The sequence below is a fragment of the Dyella sp. genome (assembly GCF_051954575.1).
Taxonomy (GTDB): domain Bacteria; phylum Pseudomonadota; class Gammaproteobacteria; order Xanthomonadales; family Rhodanobacteraceae; genus Dyella_B.
Map to the genome: position 1 here is coordinate 1 of NZ_JBQCHP010000023.1, position 9696 is coordinate 9696.

Below are 9696 nucleotides of genomic sequence, written 5' to 3' on the forward strand. Positions count from 1 at the left end.
CAGGCCGGCGGTGGCGATGGTCACTTTCAAATCGGCGGCCACCTGGATCAGCAAACCCATGATCACGAACTCGGTGGTGCCGATGCCGAAGGCGCCGGCAGCCAGCGCGTACAGTGCCGCCGGCATGGCGCGGGAAGGGGAAGTCATGCGGGGGCTCCGTGGCATAGCGATGGAGCGCAGCCTAGGTGCTTGCATCCTTTTCAAAAACCGCCAAGATGGCGAATCACTTTCAATGGATCATTGAAAATGGACCGCGTCGGCGACCTCATCCTGTTCTTGCGCGTGCTGGATCAAGGTTCCATCAGCGCCGCAGCGCGCAGCCTCGATCTTTCCGTGGCCGTCGCCAGCCAACGTTTGAAGCGACTGGAACAGCATCTGGGCGTGCGCTTGCTGCATCGGACCACGCGCCGCTTGCATCCCACGCCGGAAGGGCTGGCGCTGGCCGAGCAGGGACGAACGCTGGTGGAAGATCTCGAAGCGCTCACCTCGGGTCTGCGCCAGGGCGCGGCCGATGTGACGGGTACCTTGCGCGTCACCGCTTCCGCATCGTTTGGACGCCAATACGTCTCGCCGCTGCTGCCGGCCTTCATGGCGCGCTATCCGCGCGTGCGATTGAGCGTGCACCTAGCCGACGAATTGCAGGACTTGGTCAGCGCGGGATTCGATCTGGCCATCCGCATCGGTGCCTTGCACGACTCGCGCCTGGTGGCACGCAAGCTGGCGCGCAACCGGCGCGTGCTATGCGCGTCGCCGGATTATCTACGTCGCTTCGGTACACCGAAAACACCGGAGGATCTGGCTCGGCATGAATGCGTGATGCTGGTGGGAACCCACGGCCGCCAGGACATCTGGCGGCTGCATGACGCACAAGGCGAGCTGCATACCGTGCGGGTGAACGGCCGGCTGGAATCCACGCTCGGCGAATTGCTGCGTGACGCGGCGCTGGCGGGGCTGGGCATTGCGCAGCATTCCACCTGGCATATTTGCGAGGATCTGCGCGCGGGGCGATTGAAGGTGGTGTTGCCCGATTACGCGATCGCCGATACCGGCATCTATGCGGTAACGCCGCAGCGGCGGCTGGTGCCGTTGCGGGTGCGGGCGTTCGTGGATTTCCTGGCGGAGCAGTTTGGCGAGGTGCCGCCGTGGGAGCGGGGGTTGGACTCCAGCTCGCTCTCTCCTCTGGGGAGAGGGTTGGGGTGAGGGGCCAACCTTGCGATGGTCCTCGCTATTGCTTCGAACAAATCACTATGTATGGCCTGGGCGAGAGAGACATTCTCGCAAGATTGTCCCCTCACCTCGGCCCTCTCCCTGGAGGGGAGAGGGGAAACTTGCATCAGGCCTTGCCCTTGCTGCGCTCCACGCCGGCAATGATCTCCGCCTTGGCCTCAGCCGCGCCAACCCAACCCTCGACCTTCACCCACTTGCCCTTCTCCAGATCCTTGTAGTGCTCGAAGAAGTGGCCGATGCGCTCCAGCCAGTGACCGGACACGCCGTTGATGTCCTCGATGTGTGCGTAGCCGGGGAAGATCTTCTTGGACGGGATCACCACCAGCTTCTCGTCGGAGCCGGCTTCGTCGGTCATCTTCAGCATGCCGACTGGATGGCAACGGATCACCGAGCCCGGCACCAGCGGCAGCGGCAGGATCACCAGCGCGTCCAGCGGGTCGCCGTCGCCGCCCAGGGTGCCCGGCACATAGCCGTAGTTGCACGGATAGCGCATCGGGGTGGAAAGAATGCGATCGACGAAAATCGCGCCGCTTTCCTTGTCCACCTCGTACTTGACGGGTTCGGCGTCCTTGGGGATCTCGATGACGACGTTGATCTCGTTCGGCACGTCGCGGCCGGCGCTAACCATATCCAGGCCCATGGGGCACTCCTTACTTCTTAGCCAAAGCGGGGAAAGCCGCTCAGCATAAGGCAAAGCTTGTCGCGGCGCACCACGCGGGCTCATGACTTTTCGTTGCCGGGCCGCGCCCGATCGGCATGTTTCAGGCAGCTTCCATGCGATCCAGACACTGCCCGAACAGTCGCGTCGCCTCGCGCAACTCATTGACGGACAGGCTGCAATAGCCCAGCAGCAGGCCTTGCCGTTCCGGCGCATGGAGGTACAGCGGGCTGACCGGGTGAAGGCCCAGGCCATGGTCGTGCGCATACGCGACCAAGGCCTCGCGCCGCGCCACATCGTAGTCGCGCAGCCACACCAAAAGATGCATGCCGGCGGGTGTGTCGACGATCTCGACACGCTCGTGCGCATGCTCTTTCAGCCCGGCGATCAAGGCTTCGCGGCGCGCCTTGAGTTCCTTGCGTGAGGCGCGCAGATGCCGCTCGAAGCCGCCGTCTTCCATGAAGCGCGCCAAGGCGGCCTGTTCGATCACCGGGCAGGCCATGTCGCCCAGGTATTTGGCGTTGATCAGATCCGCGCGCAGCGCCGCCGGCATCACCATGTAGGCCAGCCGCAGGCCGCCGAACATCACCTTGGAGAAGGTGCCCACATAGATCACGCGATCCTGTTCGTCGAGCGAGCGCAAGGCCGCCAGCGGATGCGCGTCGTAGCGGAATTCGCCGTCGTAGTCGTCTTCCAGGATCCAGCATTGCTGCTGTTCGGCGTAATGCAGCAGGTCCAGGCGGCGCTGCATGGAGAGCAGGGCACCGGAAGGGAAATGATGCGAAGGCGTCACGTAGATCAGGCGTGGCGCTTGCGCGGGCAGTTCGTCGCAGACCAAGCCGTGCTCGTCCGTGCGCACCGCCACGAGCTCGGCGCCGTGCGCGATCAGCGCCTGGTGCGCCAGGAAATAGTGGGGCTCCTCCAGCACCACCGGATCGCCTTCGTTCACCAGCACACGCGCGACAAGATTGATCGCCTGCTGCGTGCCGCTGACGATCAATATGTCTTCGGGCTGCGCCTGTATGCCGCGCCGGCGCGCCAGGTAATCGCAGGTCTGCTTGCGCAGCACGCCCAATCCGGCCGCTTCGATGGCGTTGAGGCGCGTATACGCCGCCGCGCGGGCAAGTTCGCGGCCCCACGCGTTATGCAGCGCGGGGTTGATCATCGGATAGCCGTATTCCAGGTTGTAGCGCAACCCGCGATGCAGGCGCGGGATCTCCCAGTTGCACGCGGCGCGTGCCCGTTGCGCATAGCGCGAAGGCGCATCGATGGGGCCGCGGTTGGGCGGCACCGATGGCCTGGTTTGCAGCTGGCTGACGAAGCTGCCCGATCCAACCCGTCCGTCGATGAACCCTTCGGCGCGCAGCTGTTCGTAGGCGGCCAGCACCGTGGTGCGTGAAATTTCCAGCTCCTGCGCCAATTCGCGCGTAGGCGGCAATTGCGTGCCGGCCGCGATGCGCCCATCGAGTATGGATGCCTTCAACGCGCGCGTCAGCTGATCGTAGAGCGGCCCACGGCCGTCGAGTTCTAGATACACCCGGTGCCCTCCCAATGGCTCTAAGAAAATACGGGCAATTGGTTATGGAGGGAATGTGCCGACCTGCCTAGTCTCACTCGGGTCGCAGGGCCAGATAGCGAGACCTTTTCGTCCGACCCTCCCCAGGCAGGCGAACCCGGCGGCGACGGTGTATCCCTCGCGTCCCCGCGGAGCAGTGCCCTCACCACTGCTCCGCGGGACCTTTCCTTATCGAGTAAACGTCATGTCCGTACCTGTTGATTCCGGCGCGCCGCAGTATGTGCGCAACCATCAGTTGGTGATTTCCGTGGCAGTTGTCACGTTGCTGCTGGCCACGGTGGATCTGCTGTTCGCCTGCACCTATTGGCACACGCTGTTCGGCGTGCCAGCGTCACGCGTCGTACAGAACGTCGCCGCGGGTTTGCTGGGTAAGCGTGCGTTTCTTGGTGGTGGCAATACAGTAGGCTTGGGCGTGCTGCTGAACTACGGGATCATGGCAGTGATGGTGAGCGTGTATTACGTCGCTGCTAGACGAATGGCGGCGCTGGTCCAGCGACCGTGGTTGTACGGCACGCTTTATGGCGCGACGCTCTTTATCGTGATGAACCTGATCGTGGTGCCTTTGTCGGCGGTGCCGAGACCACCGGTAGTCATGAGCTGGATCGCAAGCAGCATCGTGCTGCACCTGATCATCGGTATAGCCATCGCACTCAGCGCACGACGCATCTATCGTAGGTTGGGTTGAGCGCAGCGAAAACCCAACGTCGCCATCTGCAGGCACGATGACGTTGGGTTTCTGCGAGGCGTTCGAGGTTTCAGCGGGACGATTTTTGAAACGGCCGCTCCCGCAACCACTTCGTCGCAATCCACTTCTCGCCCTTCTGCACCGGCAGCCCCGCATGCAGCGACGCCATGTCGCCGGTGTCGTAGGCGAAATAGACGGCCGAACCGCGCAGCGCCGTCACCGTCACGCCAACTTCCGGAAACGCCGTGCCGCCGCCGGCTTCCGGTGTGTTGAGGTATATCACCAGGCTGGCGATGCGTTGGCCGCCTTTGGCGGTAATGGCGGCGAAACCGGGATGCTCCGGATTGAACCAGTCGTAGTGCGGTTCGTATTGCTGGCCGGGCAGGTAATGCAGCACCTGCAGGCCTTCGCCGTGATCGACCGGCATGCCGAGCATCGTGGCGATGCGCTGTTCGATCTCTCTGATCAGCGGCGTTTCACCGATCGTGAAGAACATGCCCTCGCTGGTGCGGCGGGCATCGATCTGCTGCATGCCTGCGCTGTCGACTGTCTTGGCGCGCTGCAGGCGCGGTCCGGCCTGTTCGATCAGCGTCGCGCACTCCTGGGCCGAAAGAAAATCGTTGAGCACCCGCAACGCCGGCGATTCCATGCTCAAGCCCACGTGGATGGTGCGCTCGCCGACGACGACCTGCGGTGCTTCCGGATGCCGCGTGCGGCGGCCTTGCGTTCTGGCCGGTTGGGTGTGCGCATCGAGCGCCGAAATCGGCATGTTCAGCACGGTGGCCACGATGCTGCGGCTCTGTCGCGGGTCGTAGCCGGTTTCCTGCATCATCTTGAGCACGGTGTCGACGCTGTGTCCGTCGCGCGTGGTGCTCAATATCCATTCGCGGAGTTCAGGGCGTATCGGAAGCTGCGATTTCATGCGGCGATTTTAAGGCAACACTGATCAAGTATCGCCGCCGTCACCAGCTCTGTCTGTTCGCAGGCCACAGGGCCGTCGGCGAAGGCAGACTGGCGCATCGTCGAGACGGCGGGCCGAAGGCATGCGGACAGACAGGGCTGGCCCCACGTATTGAATGTAAATGATGGGGTGATGCCTGGAAGGCCCGCAGGCTGCGCCGCGCGGCTTGGCAAGACGGCCAGTCTTCCCGGCGCCACGCAACACAGCCTGCGAGCCTTCCAGGCACCATGACGACGGCGATACTTGATCAGTGTTGCCTTAACTCGTGCTGCTGCCATGCCCTCTCCTGGTTGGAAGAGGGCGTGGCGATATGTCACTTCAAGCGATCCCACAGGAACTCATACGCCAGGGCATGCATATGCGCCGATTGCTTGTTGTCGGCGCCGGCGCCATGGCCGCCTTCGGTATTTTCGTAGAACCACACGTTCTTGTAGCCCATGCCCTGCATCTTCGCCGCCATCTTGCGCGCCTGCACCGGGCCGACGCGGTCATCGCTGGTGGCGGTGTAGAACAGTACCGCGGGATAGGCCGTATCGGGTTTTACGTTCTGGTAGGGCGAGAACGTCTTGATGAACGCCCACTGCTTGGGATCGTCCGGATTGCCGTATTCGGCGATCCACGATGTGCCCGCGGAAAGATGCACGTAGCGCTTCATGTCCAGCAGCGGCACTTCGCAGGCGATCGCGCCGAACAGTTGCGGATACAGCGTAAGCATGTTGCCCATCAGCAGACCGCCGTTGCTGCCGCCTTCGGCGCCCAGGTGCTGGGGCGAGGTGACGCCGCGCTTGATCAGATCGCTGGCCACGGCCGCGAAATCCTCGTACGCGCGCAAGCGGTTCGCCTGCAGCGCGGCCTGATGCCAACGCGGACCGTATTCACCGCCGCCGCGGATATTGGCGATGACGTACACGCCACCGCGCTCCAGCCAGGCGCGTCCGATGCTGCCGCTGTAGTGCGGCTGCAGTGATATTTCAAAACCGCCGTAGCCGTACAGCAGGGTGCGATGGCTGCCGTCCAGTTTCAGGTTCTTCGGCGCGATCTCGAAATACGGCACCTGCGTGCCGTCCTTGGAGGTGACGAAGTGCTGGCTTACTTCGAACTTCGATGCGTCGAAGAACGCCGGACTCTGCTTGATCAATTGCGCCTTGCCTTCGCCCAGCACGCCGCGCTGCAGGGAGGAGGGCGAAAGGAAGCCGGCCACGCTCAGCCAGTATTCGTCGCTGTGGTCCGGGTCGGTATCGATCACGGAGACGGTGCTGAACGTCGGTGCGCCGGGCATGCCTTCGCGCGCCCAGTCGCCGTCGTCTTTGGGCGTCAGTACGTCGAGGCGGCTTTTTACGTCCTGCATCACGTCGAGAATCAGGTGATGCCGCGTCCACGCATAACCTGACAGCGCCGTGTGTTCGTCCGGCGCAAACAAGGTGGTGAAGGTGCGCTTGCCGGCTAGGAAGGCATCGTACTTGATGGCGATCAGTGCGCCGGAAGGATACGTGGCGCCGCCCACCGTCCACGCGTTGCGGAGCTGCACCAGCAGCCATTGGCGATGTGCATCCACGTTCGCGGCATCGGCTGGTACGTCCAGATGGATCAGCTTGCCGTCCTTGAGCTGATACATGTCGCTATGGAAGAAATCGTGGGCGACGGTGACGAAGTCGCGTTCGAAGCCCGGCGTGCGATCGTGAAACGCGCTCGCCGTGAGGTCTTCCATCTTGCCTTCGTACACGGTGGTGGCGGCGCTGAGCGGCGTGCCTCGCGTCCATACCTTGGCGATGCGCGGGTAGCTGGAGGTGGTCATCGAACCCGGGCCGAAATCGGTGCCGACGTAAATGTGGTTTTCGTCGATCCATCCGACCTGCGTTTTGGCCACCGGTACCACGAAGCCGTCCTTGACGAAGGACTTGCTCGGAATATCGAACTCGCGCACTTCCACCGCATCGCCGCCGTCGGGCGAGAGGTTCAGCAGGCAGCGCTGGTAATCAGGTTTCAGGCAGTCGCTGCCCTTGAACACCCAGCGCTTGCCTTCGGCCTTGTTGAGCGCGTCGATATCCAGCAGCACGTCCCACTTGGGTTCGGCCTTGCGGTATTCCTCCAGCGTGGTGCGGCGCCAAAGTCCGCGCGGGTGGGCCTTGTCCTGCCAGAAGTTGTAGAGGTAGCCGCCGCGGCGTTCGACGTACGGAATGCGTGCGTCCGAATCGAGCACTTCCAGGATGCGGTCGCGCGTGCGCGTGAAGTCGGGATTGGCGGCGTACTGCTTTTCGGTGATGGCATTCTGGGCGTTCACCCAGTCCATCGCGCGTGCGCCGTGGATGTCTTCCAGCCAGAGATAAGGGTCGTCGACGTTTGCGGTCGCGCCGGGGGTCAAGGTGTCATGGGCTTGGCTCATGCCGCCCATTATGACGGCCAACGCCAGAACCAGTTGTATGGGTGCCTTCAAGCGCATGCTTCCGCTCCGTGGTGAGGCGCAGGGCGAGCCCTCGCGCGAAGCCATCAGCATGCATGTTCATGGCGAAAACGCCAGTGGGGGAAGTCAGGTTTGTGCGGTGGTGCCGGTGGCGTATTCGGTCGAAGCGGCCGCGGTCGTTCGAGCGGTCTTGAGCGGCCGTTGCGTGGCTACTCGCGCCAGGGCGCGGGCCATGCGTCGCACCGCTTCTTCCAGTTCGATCTCATCCAGATAGCTGAAACCCAGGCGCAGATACGGTTGGTCGCGCTGATGGAAATCGTAGCGTCTGGCGCCAAAGAATTGCACGCCCTCGCGTTCGCCTTCCACGCTCCAGCGATCGATATCGATAGCGTCATCCACGCGCGCCCACAACCCCAGGCCACCGTCGGGAATGCGGAACTGCACGGCACCGCCCAGATAACGCTGCAATGTGTTGGCGAGCACATCACGGCGTGCGGCGTAGGTGCGTCGCATGCGGCGCATATGACGCAGCCATTCGCCATCTTCGAACAATTCGGCGATGGCGCATTCCATCGCCACATCAGTGCGCGGATCGCTGGCCGCACGCAAGCCCGCAAGATGACCGAACACCGCGGGCGGTGCATGGATAAAGCCGGTACTGATGCCCGGCGCGAACAAGTTGGACAGCGAGCCGATGTAGATCACGTTGCTATGACCGGGCCCTGTGGCGATCGGCAGGACCGGTTTGCCGGCGTAATGGAATTCGTGGTCGTAGTCGTCTTCGATGATGGCGAAATGATGTTGCGTCGCCAGCGCCGCCAGCCGCTTGCGACGCGCGGCCGACATCACGCACGCGGTAGGGAACTGATGGTGCGGCGTGAGGAACACCGCTCGAATGCGTTGGTGCTTCAATGCATCTTCCAGCGCACTCACATCCATGCCTTCGTCATCCACCGGCACCGGCAGCAAACGCGCACCGGCCAGCCGAAGCACGCTCCATGCGGGCGGGTAGCCGAAGCTTTCCACCGCCACCGCGTCCCCGATCTTGAGCAGCATGCGCGCGACCAGATCGATGCCTTGCTCGAGGCTGCGCGTCACCATCAAGCAATCTGCCGTGGCGGGCAGCGCGCGCGTACTGCGCAACATCTTCGCCAACTCCTCGCGCAGACGCGGATGGCCGCAAGGTTCCGCATAGCCGATCAACGAGCGGCCGCGCTGCACGATTGCGCGGCGGAATGCGCGGGTAAGCGCTTCGGCGGGAAACAGACGCGTGTCCGGCAGGCTGTGCGCGATCATCAAGCTGCCCGGGGGCGGCATCTGCACGGCGGGAACCGCATGCATGCGTTCGGCGAGTGCGAAGGTGGGTGCGTCGTTCGCCGCTGGCGCCGCGTGCGTTGGCGCCGGCAGCGATGGTGCGACGAACGTACCGCCGCCGACGCGCGTATGCACCAGGCCTTCCGCGGCAAGTTCCTCGTAAGCGGCGACGACGGTGTTGCGATTCAAACGGAGTTGTTCGGCCAGCGCGCGCGTGCCGGGCAGTGCTTCGCCGGGTTTGAGTCGGCCGCGCCGGATGGCGTCGGCAATCGTCTGCGCGAGCTGCAGAAAGATCGGCAGTTCGCGATGCGGATCGAGCGCAATGGTCAGTCCCCAGCGGCGCATGTCGGGACTATAGCGCGGAGCGGACCTGCCAGCATCGGCGCGGACCGGACCAGCCGGCATCGCAAAAGTGGCGCTTTCAGCCGATCGCCACAACGGCCACGCTGGGGCCGTTCGTCCCCACGGGTGATTCAACCCTACAACGTGAAGAAAGGAGCATCCCATGCGTCGTTATACGAGCGTGATGGTGGCGGCTTGCTGCGTGATGACGGCGTCGGCGGCAATGGCCGGCAGTTATCAGGTGCGCAATCTCGGTTCGCTGGGCGGTACGTCCAGCGCGGGCATCAGTATCAATCGACTTGGCCTGGTCAGCGGCTACGCCAACCTTGCCGGCGACCAGCGCATGCATGCGACGCTCTGGTTGAACGGCGCGCCGCTCGATCTGGGCACGCTGGGCGGCGCCAACAGCGCCATCACCTGGCCGGTGAAGAACGACTACGGCGTGCTGGTGGGCATCGCGGAGACCGCGCAGCTCGATCCGCTGGGCGAAAACTGGAGTTGCTCGGCATTCTTTCCCACCGTCACCGGCCAT

8 protein-coding genes and 1 pseudogene are annotated in these 9696 nt (G+C 63.7%); 3 read left to right on the plus strand and 6 right to left on the minus strand.

Features of this window, described 5'->3' with window-relative positions:
- Window positions 1–147: pseudogene (locus ACTHNE_RS02465) on the minus strand (MFS transporter); the annotation flags it as partial.
- Window positions 148–246: 99 nt separating this feature from the next.
- Here ACTHNE_RS02465 and ACTHNE_RS02470 point away from each other — a divergent pair.
- On the plus strand, window positions 247–1200 hold the full coding sequence (locus ACTHNE_RS02470) for a LysR family transcriptional regulator (RefSeq protein ID WP_440268506.1): 954 nt from the start codon (window positions 247–249) through the stop codon (window positions 1198–1200).
- A gap of 133 nt (window positions 1201–1333) precedes the next feature.
- Here the strand turns inward: ACTHNE_RS02470 and ppa are convergent, their stop codons facing one another.
- Together ppa and pdxR (ACTHNE_RS02480) are read right to left on the minus strand one after the other, a co-directional pair.
- Entirely contained in the window at window positions 1334–1867 is a 534-nt protein-coding gene (gene ppa / locus ACTHNE_RS02475) for an inorganic diphosphatase (RefSeq protein ID WP_440268507.1), read from the minus strand.
- Window positions 1868–1988: 121 nt separating this feature from the next.
- Window positions 1989–3422: a MocR-like pyridoxine biosynthesis transcription factor PdxR gene (pdxR, locus tag ACTHNE_RS02480; protein WP_440268508.1), complete on the minus strand. Its 1434-nt coding sequence runs from the start codon at window positions 3420–3422 to the stop codon at window positions 1989–1991.
- A 223-nt stretch (window positions 3423–3645) separates the two neighbouring features.
- On the opposite strand from pdxR (ACTHNE_RS02480), the gene ACTHNE_RS02485 reads away from it, so the two are divergent.
- Window positions 3646–4146 (plus strand): hypothetical protein, encoded by a 501-nt coding sequence (locus tag ACTHNE_RS02485; protein WP_440268509.1) that lies wholly within the window; start codon window positions 3646–3648, stop codon window positions 4144–4146.
- Between the two features lie 70 nt (window positions 4147–4216).
- Here ACTHNE_RS02485 and ACTHNE_RS02490 read toward each other — a convergent pair whose 3' ends face one another.
- From ACTHNE_RS02490 to pdxR (ACTHNE_RS02500), 3 genes are all read right to left on the minus strand, one after another.
- Window positions 4217–5068 (minus strand): 2OG-Fe(II) oxygenase, encoded by an 852-nt coding sequence (locus ACTHNE_RS02490; protein WP_324941566.1) that lies wholly within the window; start codon window positions 5066–5068, stop codon window positions 4217–4219.
- 352 nt (window positions 5069–5420) lie between these two features.
- The gene (locus ACTHNE_RS02495; RefSeq protein ID WP_440268510.1) at window positions 5421–7547 is read right to left on the minus strand and encodes a prolyl oligopeptidase family serine peptidase; all 2127 of its coding nucleotides are present in this window, start codon (window positions 7545–7547) and stop codon (window positions 5421–5423) included.
- An 87-nt stretch (window positions 7548–7634) separates the two neighbouring features.
- On the minus strand, window positions 7635–9167 hold the full coding sequence (gene pdxR / locus ACTHNE_RS02500; protein ID WP_440268511.1) for a MocR-like pyridoxine biosynthesis transcription factor PdxR: 1533 nt from the start codon (window positions 9165–9167) through the stop codon (window positions 7635–7637).
- Between the two features lie 160 nt (window positions 9168–9327).
- Between pdxR (ACTHNE_RS02500) and ACTHNE_RS02505 the strand changes: the two genes are divergently transcribed.
- A partial coding sequence (locus ACTHNE_RS02505; protein ID WP_440268512.1) for a hypothetical protein occupies window positions 9328–9696 on the plus strand: 369 nt, incomplete at its 3' end.